Source organism: Saccharopolyspora sp. NPDC049357, from assembly GCF_040677225.1.
Taxonomy (GTDB): Bacteria; Actinomycetota; Actinomycetes; order Mycobacteriales; family Pseudonocardiaceae; genus Saccharopolyspora.
In genome coordinates this window covers 15,218-28,217 of the sequence record NZ_JBFAQJ010000046.1, presented here as the reverse complement: position 1 = coordinate 28,217, position 13,000 = coordinate 15,218, and the positions used below count along the sequence as shown (strand labels likewise).

The 13,000-nt window shown below is 70.3% G+C and carries 12 protein-coding genes; 2 read left to right on the top strand and 10 right to left on the bottom strand.

The genetic code is table 11. The features are described from left to right. Nucleotides 1-79: 79 nt before the first annotated feature. From AB0J91_RS28170 to dgt, 6 genes are all read right to left on the bottom strand, one after another. On the bottom strand, nucleotides 80-706 hold the full coding sequence (locus tag AB0J91_RS28170; protein WP_363786609.1) for a TetR/AcrR family transcriptional regulator: 627 nt from the start codon (nucleotides 704-706) through the stop codon (nucleotides 80-82). A gap of 125 nt (nucleotides 707-831) precedes the next feature. Continuing rightward, entirely contained in the window at nucleotides 832-1,644 is an 813-nt protein-coding gene (locus AB0J91_RS28165; protein WP_363874686.1) for an enoyl-CoA hydratase/isomerase family protein, read from the bottom strand. 49 nt (nucleotides 1,645-1,693) lie between these two features. Then, nucleotides 1,694-1,903, bottom strand: coding sequence for a helix-turn-helix domain-containing protein (locus AB0J91_RS28160; RefSeq protein WP_093260265.1), 210 nt, complete (start codon nucleotides 1,901-1,903; stop codon nucleotides 1,694-1,696). 188 nt (nucleotides 1,904-2,091) lie between these two features. Further along, a complete protein-coding gene (locus AB0J91_RS28155) occupies nucleotides 2,092-3,720 on the bottom strand; it encodes an ABC-F family ATP-binding cassette domain-containing protein (RefSeq protein WP_363786605.1) in 1,629 nt (542 codons plus the stop codon). Nucleotides 3,721-3,905: 185 nt separating this feature from the next. Continuing rightward, nucleotides 3,906-4,580: an acVLRF1 family peptidyl-tRNA hydrolase gene (locus AB0J91_RS28150; RefSeq protein WP_363874683.1), complete on the bottom strand. Its 675-nt coding sequence runs from the start codon at nucleotides 4,578-4,580 to the stop codon at nucleotides 3,906-3,908. 211 nt (nucleotides 4,581-4,791) lie between these two features. Further along, entirely contained in the window at nucleotides 4,792-6,303 is a 1,512-nt protein-coding gene (gene dgt, locus AB0J91_RS28145) for a dGTP triphosphohydrolase (RefSeq protein WP_363874681.1), read from the bottom strand. Nucleotides 6,304-6,363: 60 nt separating this feature from the next. On the opposite strand from dgt, the gene AB0J91_RS28140 reads away from it, so the two are divergent. Continuing rightward, nucleotides 6,364-7,569 carry a lycopene cyclase family protein gene (locus AB0J91_RS28140; RefSeq protein ID WP_363874678.1) on the top strand — a complete coding sequence of 402 codons (1,206 nt, stop codon included), beginning with the start codon at nucleotides 6,364-6,366 and terminating at the stop codon, nucleotides 7,567-7,569. A gap of 334 nt (nucleotides 7,570-7,903) precedes the next feature. Then, a complete protein-coding gene (locus AB0J91_RS28135; RefSeq protein ID WP_363874676.1) occupies nucleotides 7,904-9,736 on the top strand; it encodes a GGDEF domain-containing protein in 1,833 nt (610 codons plus the stop codon). Between the two features lie 255 nt (nucleotides 9,737-9,991). Here AB0J91_RS28135 and AB0J91_RS28130 read toward each other — a convergent pair whose 3' ends face one another. Genes AB0J91_RS28130 through sufC form a run of 4 tightly spaced genes read right to left on the bottom strand, consistent with a single transcriptional unit; the run spans nucleotide 9,992 to nucleotide 12,973 of the window. After that, the gene (locus tag AB0J91_RS28130; RefSeq protein WP_132685186.1) at nucleotides 9,992-10,396 is read right to left on the bottom strand and encodes a metal-sulfur cluster assembly factor; all 405 of its coding nucleotides are present in this window, start codon (nucleotides 10,394-10,396) and stop codon (nucleotides 9,992-9,994) included. 31 nt (nucleotides 10,397-10,427) lie between these two features. Then, nucleotides 10,428-10,868: a Fe-S cluster assembly sulfur transfer protein SufU gene (sufU, locus tag AB0J91_RS28125; RefSeq protein ID WP_363786594.1), complete on the bottom strand. Its 441-nt coding sequence runs from the start codon at nucleotides 10,866-10,868 to the stop codon at nucleotides 10,428-10,430. Between the two features lie 21 nt (nucleotides 10,869-10,889). Continuing rightward, nucleotides 10,890-12,203 (bottom strand): cysteine desulfurase, encoded by a 1,314-nt coding sequence (locus tag AB0J91_RS28120; protein WP_363786592.1) that lies wholly within the window; start codon nucleotides 12,201-12,203, stop codon nucleotides 10,890-10,892. Then, nucleotides 12,200-12,973 (bottom strand): Fe-S cluster assembly ATPase SufC, encoded by a 774-nt coding sequence (gene sufC, locus AB0J91_RS28115; RefSeq protein ID WP_363874673.1) that lies wholly within the window; start codon nucleotides 12,971-12,973, stop codon nucleotides 12,200-12,202. Before sufC ends, AB0J91_RS28120 begins: the two co-directional genes overlap by 4 nt. Between the last annotated feature and the right edge of the window lie 27 nt (nucleotides 12,974-13,000).

Sequence of the window (13,000 nt, the reverse complement as noted above, 5' to 3'; positions counted from 1 at the left end):
CAGGCGCAGCTCGTTCACAGTGAGGCTACCGCGAGTCATCTCTCGGTCCCGCAGCGCATCCGGTTGATCTCCGGACGGATCAACCCGCCCAGTCGCGCAGCACTTCCAGCGCCGGTTCGTCGCGGGTACCACCGAGGGTCAGCAACGCGCGGGTGAGCCCCTCGGTGTCGTCGAGCCCGAGTTCGCCGACGAGTTCGCCGGGCAGGCTGAGGGTCGACAAGGCCACGCCGAGCATGCCCGCGTCGAGCAGACCCGCACCGCGCCTGCCGATCCGGCGCCCGACCGCGGCGTGCAGCTGGACGGCGGTGTCGACGCTGGCCCGGCTGATCTCGCCGAGCACGGTGCGCACCTCGGGGTTGCGGACGGCTTCCAGGTGCAGCTCGAACAGCGCGAGGAACTGGGAACGCGCGTTGCCCGACATGCGGCTCAGCATCGCCGCGTACAGCGCGGTGATGTCGTCGGGGCAGACGTCCTCGGGGATGTGGGCGCAGAGCGCTTCGAGCGCGGCGACGTGCCGTTCGGCGAGGTAGTGCGCAATGGCCTCGAACAGGGCGTTGCGCGTCGGGTAGTAATTCTTGGTGGTGCCCTCCGGGACCCGAGCCTCGCGGTCGATCGCGCGATGGGTCAGCCCGCGGCCGCCGTCACGCGCGAGCACCTCGATGGCGGCGTCGGCGAGCAGTTCCCGACGGTTTCCTCGCTGCGTCATGCATCCCCTAGATCTCGCTCGAGTTGACCAAGATCGTATCCCCGACACCACAGCGGTGGTGCGAGGGCACGCGGGGGTGTTGCAGCGCAGAGCGCTATTACGAGCCGATGGTCAGCAACGGGTGATCATCGGACCACGCCGAGCTGCCGGGCGAGCTCGGTGATGCTGCGCAGCTGCGCAGCGCGCTCGGCCGCGAGCTGCTGCTCGGGATCTACGGCCTCGTCGGCCAGGGCCAGCAGCGACAACGTCTCGCGGACCGCGCCCGCCGGTGGGGCCAACACGGACTCGACCAGGGCGTCGACCGCGGCGTCCAGCCCGTCCGGGTCGACGACCTGGTTGGCCAGGCCGATCCGCATCGCTTCCTCGGCGGTGACCTCACGCCCGGTCACGCAGATCTCCACCGCGCGCGCGTAGCCGACCGCGCGCACCAGCGGCAGCGTTCCGCCGAGGTCGGGCACCAGCCCGAGCCCGGTCTCGGCCATCCGCAGTCGCGCGTCGGTGGCCAGCACCCGCATGTCGCAGGCGAGCGCCAGCTGGAACCCGGCTCCGATCGCGTGACCCCGCACGGCAGCGATCGTGACTCGTTCCGGTTCTCGCAACCAGCTGAACGCCTGCTGGTAGCCGGCCATCTCGGCGTCGGACTGCTCGGTGGGGCGCTCGGCCAACGCCGCCAGGCCCGGAGCGCCGTCCAGCCCTTCGGGGCTGAACATCCTCCGGTCCAGTCCGGCCGAGAAGGCCCGGCCGGCTCCGCGCAGCACGACGACCCGGATCTCCGCGCTCAACGACCGGCCGATTTCCCGCAGCGCCTGCCAGGTGTGCGGGGTTTGCGCGTTGAGCTTGTCCGGGCGGTCCAGCGTGATGGTGGCACGCCGCCCGTGGATCGTGAGCCCCACACCGCCACGATCCAACAGGTCGGCGTCCACTACCGACTCCGCCAAGCGGACCTCCAGGCTTGACGGCACGACCGGGAACGGCCGGCCGACTAGTTCACTTCTTCTTGGACCGCGTCGCGCCCCCACGACCACGCAACTGCACGCCTGATTCGCTCAGAACCCGGTGCACGAAGCCGTAGGACCGTCCGGTCGACTCCGCCAGTGCGCGGATGCTCGCCCCCTTCTCGTACTTCTTTCTCAGATCACTGGCCAGCTTGTCGCGCGCGCTTCCCGTAATGCGCGCGCCCTTCTTCAGCTCAGCCACGGTGTCCCCGCCTTCCCTCTGAGCAGGTCGGGCCTCGCGACCCCTGTCAGCGCAATGATCGAACAGGAAAGGCCCGAACGCCAGGCGATCATGGAAAAAAGATCGGCCATCGGTCGAGATGGGCACGCGGCGATCACCGGAATGCACTAATCCATACGTAGTAGCCCGCCGCCGTGGTATACGGAGCGCTACGCCAACTGGACCAGATCCAGGTATTCGGCTGACCAGTGGTCCTCGGTGCCGTCCGGCAGCAGGATGACCCGTTCGGGCTCGAGCGCTTCCACCGCGCCCGGATCGTGCGTGACCAGCACAACCGCGCCGCTGAAGCTGCGCAGCGCGTCGAGCACCTGCTCGCGGCTGGCGGGGTCGAGGTTGTTCGTCGGCTCGTCGAGCAGAAGCACGTTGGCCTGGCTGGAGACGAGCCCGGCCAGCGCGAGCCGGGTCTTCTCACCGCCGGAGAGGGTGCCCGCTGGCTGCTGCAGCTGCTCGCCCTGGAACAGGAACGTGCCCAGCAGGTTGCGCAGCTGCTGCTCGGGGGCGTCGGGCGCGGCCGAACGCACGTTCTCCCAGACCGTCGCGTCGTGATCGAGGGTTTCGTGCTCCTGGGCGAAGTATCCGATGCGCAGGCCGTGACCTGGGACGACGGCACCGGAGTCGGCTTCTTCCTGGCCGCCGAGCAGCCGCAGCAGCGTGGTCTTGCCCGCACCGTTGAGACCGAGCACCACGACCTTGGACCCGCGGTCCACGGCCAGGTCCACCCCGCTGAAGATCTCCAGCGAGCCGTAGGACTTGGACAGGCCGTCCGCGGTCAGCGGCGTCTTGCCGCACGAGGCGGGATCCGGGAAGCGGATCTTGGCGACCTTCTCCTGGGCCTGCTCTGCCTCGGCGGAGGCCAGCAGCTTCTCGGCGCGCTTGGCCATGTTCTGCGCGGCGACGGCCTTGGTGGCCTTGGCCCGCATCTTGTCGGCCTGGGTCATCAGCGCGGACGCCTTCTTCTCGGCGTTGGCCCGCTCCCGGCGGCGCCGCTTCTCGTCGGCGGCGCGGGCGTCCTGGTAGCGGGTCCAGTCCATGTTGTAGACGTCGGCCTCGCCTCGGATGGCGTCGAGGAACCAGACCTTGTTGACCACGGCCGACAGCAGGTCGATGTCGTGACTGATGACGACCAGTCCGCCGTCGTGGTTCTTCAGGAAGTCGCGCAGCCAGTTGATCGAGTCGGCGTCGAGGTGGTTCGTGGGCTCGTCGAGCAGCAGCGTCGTCGCCGAACGGCCGCCGGGTCCGGCCTCGGACGCGGCGAACAGGATGCGCGCGAGCTCGACGCGGCGGCGCTGACCACCGGAGAGCGTGCTCAGCGGCTGGTTGAGGACCCTGCCGGGAAGCCCCAGGTTGCTGCAGATGCGGCCGGCTTCGCTCTCGGCCGCGTACCCGCCGCGGGCGCCGAAGCGCTCCTCCAGGCGGCCGTACCGGTTGATGGCCTTGTCGCGCTCCTTCTCGTCGACGAGCTCGGCCATCGCGGTCTGCGCCTTCTCCATGTCGCGCAGCAGCTTGTCGAGGCCGCGCGCCGAGAGCACCCGGTCCTGGGCGGTCACGGTCAGATCGCCTTCGCGCGGGTCCTGCGGCAGGTACCCGATCTCGCCCCGGCGGATGAGGTCACCGGCGTGCGGCTGGCCCTCACCGGCGAGGACCTTCAACGTCGTGGTCTTGCCCGCTCCGTTGCGGCCCACCAGGCCGACCCGGTCGCCGGGCTGGACGCGCAGGGTGGCGTCGGAGAGCAGGATGCGGGAACCGGCGCGCAGTTCCAGGCCAGTGGCTGAGATCAAGGAGAACTCCGGGTAATAGGTGGTCTGCGTGGCATGAGTGCGCCCACCGGCGACGAACGGGTGGGCGTGCGGGGCGCGGAGCTAATCGACGCGCGGAGTGGCGCGGGAACGCACCAGGATTCGCTTGCTGACCACGGCGGCGAGTCTACCGGTCGGGCTCCAGCGGATTTCGCCTGCGTTCAACCTCACCGCGGGTCGCGGACCTCGATCTCGACCGCGACCGCCCGCTTGGCGGCGTCGTCGAGGATCGCGCGGCGCGGTTCGGGCACGTCGAGGACGCGCTGCTCAGCGCGGTCGAACAGCGCGCTCAGCCGGGTGTCCTCGCGCAACGCCTGCAGCGCCTGCCGGTCGCCGCCGAGGACGAGCGCGTCGAGCTCGGCGGCCACCGGCAGCAGGGCCTTGGCGACCGCGTCGGCGGCCGAGGCCAGCGAACGAGCCGACTGCCCCTCGCGGCGGCGCGCGAAGCGCTGCTGGGACCAGCCGCCTGCCTTGTTCCGGCCGTGCACCAGGTGCCGGTCGGTGGTGGAGGTCTTCACGACGCCGTCGACGGCGACACCGATGCTGTGCGCGCCGAGCCGCACCAGCACCAGTCCGATCCGGCGGGACACCGACACGTGCTCCACCAGCGACGACACCGCCAAGCCGGGGTGTTCGCCGTGCGGTGCCGGCAGCGGACCGAAGGGCACCCGCACCGTCGCCGTGGCGCCGTCGGTGGCGGTGACCAGCACCGTTCGCGGTTCCAGCAGCGTGCTCGCGGCACCGCCGTGGGAGGCGGCGAAGCGCTTGAACCACCCGGCGACTCGGCCCGGTGCCACCTCCACCGCGCGGCCGCCCCCGGCCAGTTCGCGAACCCTGCTCAACTCAGCTCCGTTCCACATCGACCGCAAGCGGCGCAGCCGCGAGCTGTCCCGACCATCCTCGCAGCCGGCACCGCCGCGGGTTCTGACACGTCGTCCGGCGAGGGCAGCCGTTGCGCCGTGCATTGGACGTACTTCAGCAACGGATCCCGCGGCCAGACGACGTGTCAGGTTCCGCCACCCGCACCGCCAAGCAAACCGAGCCTGGAACTCTCTACAGGACGAAGGTGTCGTTCCACAGCTGCGTGGTGCGTCCCGACAGCGCTTCCAGCAGCGCAGCGGCCTGGTCGTCGGTGAGCGAGGCGATGAAGTCGATCACCGCGCGGCCCCGCGCCAGCGTCGTGAGGTCGGCATCCGCGGGCAGCATCTCGCGCGGCAGCTCGTCGAACTCCTCGCGGGCCAGGCCGAACAGGTCGCGCAGCCGGTGCGGAGCGACCTCGACCTCGTCGATCAGCCACTCGTCGAGGGCTTCGACGAGGTTGCTGATCAGCCTGTCCTGGCCGCGCTGGTGCAGGGCGAGGTCCGGGCGTTGCAGCACGAAGTGCCGGTGCACGAACTTGAGCACCTGCACCTCGTGCCACTGCTCGGGCGCGAGCGCCACGTGGCCGGAGCGGGGCTGGACGGACTGGTCCACGCGGATGCCCTCGACCAGTCGCCGGGTCCAGTCCGCGGAGAACCTGGCCACGGCCTGCTCCGCCTGCTGGGAGCGGTCGAAGGGCACCTCCAGCAGGTCCACCGCCAATTCGGTGCGCACTTTCTTCACCGCGTCGTTGAACGCCTCGTCGTCGGCGATCCAGCCGTCCTTGGCGTGCAGGCGGCGGCGCAGCAGTTCCAGCGAGGCGCCGGGCCGCGAGTCGCCGGAGGCGACGTGCTCCTCGGCCGCGAACTCCACGCTGTGGCCGAGCCATTCCTGCAGCTCGTGGTGCACGGAGGTGAACTGCAGGATGCCGACGCGGTGGAAGTCCTCCAGGTCGTGGATCGCGTAGGCGATGTCGTCGGCCGTGTCCATGATCGACGCCTCGACGGTCTGCTGCCAGTCCGGCACGACCTTCTCGAACGGGAGGCGCGCGTCGAGCAGGTCGTCGAGCTCGGTGCTGTAGGCGGAGAACTTCGCCGCCCCGGTGCCCGGTGCCCCGGCGGGCTCCGACGCACCGCGAGGCAGTTCGGCCGCCTGCCTGGGAACCGGCGAGTTCCTGGTCCACGGGTACTTCAGCAGCGCCGAGCGCACGGCGGCGGTCAGGTCCAGGCCCTTGCCCTCCACGCCGCGCACGTCGATGCGGGTGACCACGCGGTAGGTCTGGGCGTTGCCCTCGAAGCCGTCGGGCAGCGCGAAGCGCTCGCGCGCCAGCCGGTCCAGCACGCTCTCCCCGAGGTGCCCGAACGGCGGGTGCCCGAGGTCGTGGCCGAGCCCGGCGGCCTCGACGACGTCCAGATCGCATCCGCCGAGCTCGTCGAGCTCGGCCCGGGTGACGGGGTCGGCCAGCAGGCGTTCGGCGATGGCGCGGGCGACCTGGGCGACCTTGAGGCTGTGGGTGAGCCGGTTGTGCAGCAGCAGGCCGGAGCCGGACGGGCTGACGACCTGGGTGACGCCGCCGAGCCGCGCGAAGAAGGCAGAGGCGGAGATCCTGTCGCGGTCCGCGCGGAACGGGCTCGCGGCCAGGTCACCCGGCACGGTGTGCCCGGTGCGATCGCTGCGGCGGGCGGCGCGTGGTTGCACTTCCTCCATGCGGTCAAGGTATCGGCGGCCACCACGCACGTCCCAGTGCGGTCGTGATCTGATGATCGGGTGGCGGATGTCGTGGTGGTCGGAGGCGGGCCTGCTGGTCGGGCCGCCGCCTCGGCCTGCAGCGATGCCGGTTTGGCGGTGACGCTGGTCGATCCGGCGCCGCGCAGCGGCTGGGCGAGCACCTTCGGTTCCTGGGCCGATGAGCTGCCGCCCGAGGTCGCCGCGCTGTCGACTGTGATGGATCGCGTTCACCTGCACGGCACGAGCTCCCACGTGTGGCGGCGGCCCTACGCGGTGCTGGACAACACGGCGCTGTGGAAGCACCTGTGGCGCGCCGACGTCACCGAGGTGACCGGCCGCGCGGTCGCCGCCGAGCACGGCCCGACGGGCTCCACGCTGATGCTCAAGGACGGCAGGCGGCTCGCGGCCGGCGTGGTCGTCGACGCCACCGGACCTGCGCGAACGCTGTCCGGCGGACGGCCGGCGCACCCGCCTGCGCAGCAGACCGCGGTGGGCTGGATCGTCGACTCGGCCACGGCCGAGGCGTTCTGCGGCCCCGGCGAGGGCGTGTTCATGGACTGGCGTTCGGCGCCGCGCACCCGGGGCGGCTGGCCGACGTTCCTGTACGCGGTGCGGGTGGGGCCCGACCAGGTGCTGCTGGAGGAGACCTCCCTCGCCCGCCGTCCCGCGCTTCCGCTGGCCCTGTTGCGGCGCAGGCTCGCCGGGCGCCTGGCCGACGCCGGGATCGACCCCGAGTCGCGGTTCACCGAGGAGCGGGTGCGGTTCCCGGTCGACGATCCGCTACCCCGGCCCGGCCGCGTCGTGCCGTTCGGCGCGGCGGCCGGGTTCGTGCACCCGGCCAGCGGTTTCAGCGTCGCGCGGGCGCTGCGCCGCGCCCCGTGGCTGGCGGCGGCGCTCTCCGGCGGCTTGGCGGGCGGGACGCCGGGTCCTGCCACCGCCGCGCGGGCGGGCTGGCAGGTGCTGTGGCCGCCGGACGTGCTGGCCGCGCACGTGCTGCGGCAGCGGTCGCTGCGCGCCCTGCTGTCGTTGCCGCCGGAGCTGGTGCCGGAGTTCTTCGAGGCGTTCTTCGCGCTGCCCGAGGCGCACCGGGTCGAGTTCCTGTCGGGTGAGGGCACCTCGGCGGGCACGGCGCGCGCCATGTCGGCGCTGTTCGCCCGGGTTCCGTGGAGCGTCCGCCGTAGGATCGTGCTGGGCGGGATGTCGTTCGGACACCCCGCTGCCAAACACGGTCTCGGCGGAAGTTGATCTGCGTCAATTCTTCGATGAATAAGCGGTGAAATGACATCCGCTTTTGCGCCGATCGCGGGAAGCGCAAATCACATTGCTGTTTTTCGAGTCACCCTATTCACAGAACGTTCACGCTGCGTGCAGGCCTTTACCCGATAGGCTCTGGCCGTTGTCTACGCAGTGTGATCGGGCAGACTCGGAATGAGGTGCCGGGTGCCACGCACCGTTCGTCCGGCTGATGTTACGTGCTGCTCAAGCACGCTAAGTTGGTCGGCGGGAATGGCGGCGCTCCGCCGACGAGGAGGAGCTGAGATGTCGGTGAACAGATCGTGAACACGGTCGCTGGAGAAGTATGAGTCGAGGCAATATCGACTCCGTGCTCGCGCTGGTGGACGAAGTGCGCTTCGCGTTCCAGCCATTGATCAACATCAAGACCGGTGCCATCGTCGCGATCGAGGCGTTGGCCCGGCCGGCGGGCGCGCACGTCCAGGACCTGTTCCGGGAAGCGGCGCGCCTTCGTCGGCTCACCGAGCTCGATGTGGACTTGGCCGTGAACGCCGTCCAGGCAGCGGCGGAGCACGAATCATTGCTCCCGCTGCATGTGAACCTCTTCGGGGGCACCGTGGTCCACGACCACGACCGGCTGGCCCTGCTGCGCGAGAAGCTGCGCGAGGTCGGCAGGCGCGAGCAGGAGATCACCCTCGAGATCGGACCGCCGTTCGCCCGCATCGACCCCGAGCAGCTGCTGGAGGGCATCGGCAAGCTGCGTTCGGACGGCTTCCAGATCGCCCTCGACGGAGTCGGCGAGGGCGACATCCCGCTGACGCTGATCGGCGACATCGGCCCGGCGACCATCAAGCTCGACCGCGAGGTCGTGCAGGGCCTGCCCGACGATCCGGCCCGGGTCGCCGTCGTCGAGTCGGTGCGGCACCTGTGCGAGGCCACCGAGAGCCAGCTGGTCGCCGAAGGCGTCGAGAGCGACCGCCAGCTCAACGCGCTGCGGCGCAACGGCGTGCGCCTGGTGCAGGGCAACCTGCTCGCACCGGCCGGCCGCAGGCCACCGACGACGAGCACGGTTCCGGGCGTGGCCGCCGAGGTCACCGACCCGCACTCGCCGTCGGTCAGCACGCTCGCCAGCGGCCCGCGCGTCACCGAGTTCCTCTCGCCCGCGACGGTGCTGTCCATGGACGTCACCGCCGACAAGGTGCGCGAGGTGCTGGCCGACCACACCGAGATCAGCGGTGTCGTGCTGGTCGACGAGTACAACCGGCCGAGGCACACCATCGACCGCAACCGCTTCCTGCTGGCGGTGACCGGCCCGTACGGGCACGCGCTGCACGCCAAGCGCCCGGCCTCGCGGCTGGCCGACGAGCCGCGGGTGGTCAACACCGCCACCACCGCGATGGAAGCGCTGAGCATGGTCACCCGCTCCGACCAGTACCGGATGTACGACGACGCGATCGTGGTCGACGAGGCCGGCCGCTGCCTGGGGGCGGTCCGGGCCGGTGACCTGATCCGCGGCATGGCGGAGATGAAGGTCGAGGAGGCCGCCGCGCTCAACCCGCTGACCCGCCTGCCGGGCAGCGACGCGATCGCCCGCGACGTGGCCCGGCGGATCGCCGCCGGAGAGGTCTTCGCGGTGAGCTGGCTGGACATAGACGGCTTCAAGGCAGTCAACGACACGGCCGGCTTCTCCGCCGGTGACGACGTGATCCGCTCGATCGGGCGCAGCCTCACCGACGCGGCGGCATCGCTGACGTCGGTGCAGGTCGGTCACGTGGGCGGCGACGACTTCCTGCTGGTCGCCGACCTGGACGACCTGGTCACGCTGGCCGACTCGGTGCTGGGCACGTCCCGCACCGCAGGGAACGTGGAGATCACCGTTTCGCTGGCCACGCTGGTGTGCACGACGCAGACGGTCTCCGACTACGACGAGGCGTCCAGCAAGCTCGCCCCGCTGAAGCACTACGCCAAGCAGCTCGCCGGATCGAGCTGGGTCATGTCCCGGCCGGGCTCGGAGCGGATCGAGGTCCTCAGGGGTCAGGGCCCCGGAGCACCCCTGGCCCAGGCACCGCCCCTGGCCAGCACCCCTCCCCCGCCGGTGCCACCCGCGCAGGGACCCCCGCCGTCACCGCCCATGGGCTTCCCCACCCAGGACCCCGAGCAGATGCACTACGGATACTGAGCAAGAAGAAGCCCCCGGCACGAAAGCCAGGGGCCTCTCAAATCAGGCAAGCCGCAACGTCAGGCAAGCGGCGAAGCCGCTTTCTCCTTCACCACCCGAGCAACCGGCACCGCCGCCGGTTCTCAGACGTCTTCTGGGGAGGACAGCCGAAGCGCCGTGTATTGGGCCCTCGGATCCCGGAGCCAGACGGCGTCTGAGGTTCCGCCACCCGCACCGCGCCGAGCAGCGGAACCACAGAGTTCCCACATCGAAAAGTCAGACCGTGAAGCCGAGGGCTCGTAGTTGCTCGCGCCCCTCTTCGGTGATCTTCTCCGGTCCCCACGGCGGCATCCAGACCCAGTTGATCCGGAAGTCCGAGACGAGGCCGCCGCCCGGTCCGCCGCAGAGGGCGGCGCGGGCCTGGTCCTCGATGACGTCGGTCAGCGGGCAGGCCGCCGAGGTCAGCGTCATGTCCACGGTCGCGGAGTTGTCCTGCTCGACGCGCACGTCGTAGACCAGCCCGAGGTCGACGACGTTGATGCCCAGCTCGGGGTCGACCACGTCGCGGAGGGCCTCTTCGACGTCCTCCAGCTTGGCGACCTCCGCCGCCGGGGCGGCCTGCTCGGGCAGGGCGTCGGCAGTGCGCGCCACGTCGTCCTGCACTTGGGTCTCGTCGCTCACATTGCCTCCTGAAAGTCTGTTGGCACCGTTCTCACGCGCGGGCGACCGCGTCCTTGAAGGCCATCCAGCCGAGGAGCGCGCACTTCACGCGCATCGGGTACTTGGCCACGCCGGCGAAGGCGATGCCGTCTTCCAGCACGTCCTCGTCCGGTTCGATCTTGCCTCGGCCGTGCATCAGCTCGCTGAACGCGGCCTCGGTTTCCAGGGCTTCCTTCAACGGCCTGCCGACGACCAGGTCGGTCAGCACCGACACCGCCGCCTGGCTGATCGAGCAGCCCTGTCCCGCGTAGGAGACGTCCTCGACGATGGCGTTCTCGTCCTCACCGGTCAACCGCACCCGCAGCGTCACCTCGTCCCCGCAGGTCGGGTTGACCTGGAAGGACTCGGCGTCGAACGGCTCCCGCAGCCCGTGCCGGTGCGGGTTGCGGTAGTGGTCCAGGATGATCTCCTGGTACATCTGCTCAAGCTGCATGTCGCGATCCTCGGTCGAAAGTCAGGCAACCCCGAAGAAGCGCTGCGACTCGCGCACCGCATCCACCAACGCCTTGACCTCATCCAGTTCGTTGTACAGGTAGAACGACGCCCGGACGGTCGCGGGAATTCCCATCCGGCGGTGCAGCGGCCAGGCGCAGTGGTGGCCCACCCGGACCTCCACGCCCTGGTCGTCGAGCACCTGACCGGCGTCGTGCGGGTGCACGCCCTCGATCACGAAGGACACGGCGCCACCGCGGTTCTCGGTGCTGGTGGGGCCGATGATCCGCACGCCCTCGATCGCGCTGAGCTCGCGCAGCGCGGTCTCGGTGAGCGCGTGCTCGTGCGCGGCCACCCGGTCCATGCCCACCGCGTTGAGGTAGTCCACGGCCGCACCGAGCCCGACGACCTGCGAGGTCATCGGCACGCCCGCCTCGAAGCGCTGCGGCGGCGGGGCGAACGTGGAGCGCTCCATGTGGACCAGCTCGATCATCGAGCCGCCGCTGATGAACGGCGGCATCGCGTCGAGCAGCTCGCGGCGCCCGTAGAGCACGCCGACCCCGGAGGGACCGAGCATCTTGTGCCCGGAGAACACCGCGAAGTCCACGCCCATGGCCTTGAAGTCCACGGGCGCGTGCGGCACCGACTGGCACGCGTCGAGCACGACCAGCGCGCCGACCTCGTGGGCTCGGCGGATGATCTCCTCGCCGGTGTTGACGGTGCCCAGCACGTTGGACTGGTGCGTGAAGGCCACGACCTTGGCCCGCTCGGAGATCACCGAGGCGACGTCCGAGGTGTTGAGCCGGCCTTCTTCGGTGACCCCGAACCAGCGCAGCGTGGCGCCGGTGCGCTCGCACAGCTGCTGCCACGGCACCAGGTTGGCGTGGTGCTCCATCTCGGTCACCACGACCTCGTCGCCGGGGCCGAGGCGGAAGCGCTCGGCTTCCGCCCCGGCCGTCGCGGCGTTGCTCATGGCGTAGGCGACGAGGTTCACGCCCTCGGTGGCGTTCTTGGTGAACACCACCTCGTCATCCCCGACGCCGATGAAGTTCGCGATGCGTTCTCGCGCGCCTTCATAGGCGTCCGTGGCCTCCTCGGCCAGCTGGTGCGCGCCACGGTGCACGGCGGCGTTGGAGGTCTCCAGGAAGGAGCGCTCCGCGTCGAGCACCTGGCGCGGACGCTGCGAGGTCGCCCCGGAGTCCAGGTAGACCATGCGCTTGCCGTCGCGGATGGTGCGCCCGAGGATCGGGAAGTCCGCGCGGATCTCCCGGACGTCCAGGGGCACCACGTCCGCTGAAGTACTCACACCAGTGGTGCGAAGAGGCTGTTGGGTCATGACTGGGCGGCCGCCTCCTTCTTGCCGGTGAACCGCACGTAACCGCTGTTCTCCAGCTCGTCGGCGAGCTCGGCGCCGCCGGACTCGACGACCTTGCCGTCGGAGAACACGTGCACGCGGTCCGGGGTGATGTGCTTGAGGATCCGGGTGTAGTGGGTGATCAGCAGAACGCCCTTGTCACCCTTCTCCTTGAAGCGGTTGACGCCGTCGGAGACGACGCGCAGGGCGTCGACGTCCAGACCGGAGTCGGTCTCGTCGAGCACCGCGAACTTCGGGTTGAGCAGGTCCAGCTGCAGGATCTCGTGCCGCTTCTTCTCACCGCCGGAGAAGCCCTCGTTGACGCTGCGCTCGGAGAAGGACGGGTCGATGTCCAGGTCGGACATCGCCTGCTTGACCTCCTTGACCCAGTGCCGGACCTGCGGGGCCTCACCGCGGACGGCGGTGGCGGCGGTGCGCAGGAAGTTCGACATCGACACGCCCGGCACCTCGACCGGGTACTGCATCGCGAGGAACAGGCCCGCGCGGGCGCGCTCGTCGACGGACATCTCCAGGACGTCCTCGCCGTCGAGCAGCACCGTGCCCGAGTCGATCTGGTACTTGGGGTGACCGGCCAGCGCGTAGGCCAGGGTCGACTTGCCGGAGCCGTTGGGCCCCATGATGGCGTGGATCTGACCGGAGTCGATGGTCAGGTTGACGCCCTTGAGGATCGGCTTCGGGCCGTCCTCGGTGAGGACCGAACCGTGCAGGTCCTTGATCTCCAGGGTGGCCATTTCTTCTCGTTCTCCTGGTGTGTGGTG

Bases quoted from the DNA above. Each gene is read 5' to 3' on its own strand.
- AB0J91_RS28170 (WP_363786609.1), bottom strand. From the start codon at position 706: ATGACGCAGCGAGGAAACCGTCGGGAACTGCTCGCCGACGCCGCCATC.
- dgt (WP_363874681.1), bottom strand. From the start codon at position 6,303: ATGGAGGAAGTGCAACCACGCGCCGCCCGCCGCAGCGATCGCACCGGG.
- AB0J91_RS28135 (WP_363874676.1), top strand. From the start codon at position 7,904: ATGAGTCGAGGCAATATCGACTCCGTGCTCGCGCTGGTGGACGAAGTG.
- sufU (WP_363786594.1), bottom strand. From the start codon at position 10,868: ATGCAGCTTGAGCAGATGTACCAGGAGATCATCCTGGACCACTACCGC.
- AB0J91_RS28120 (WP_363786592.1), bottom strand. From the start codon at position 12,203: ATGACCCAACAGCCTCTTCGCACCACTGGTGTGAGTACTTCAGCGGAC.
- sufC (WP_363874673.1), bottom strand. From the start codon at position 12,973: ATGGCCACCCTGGAGATCAAGGACCTGCACGGTTCGGTCCTCACCGAG.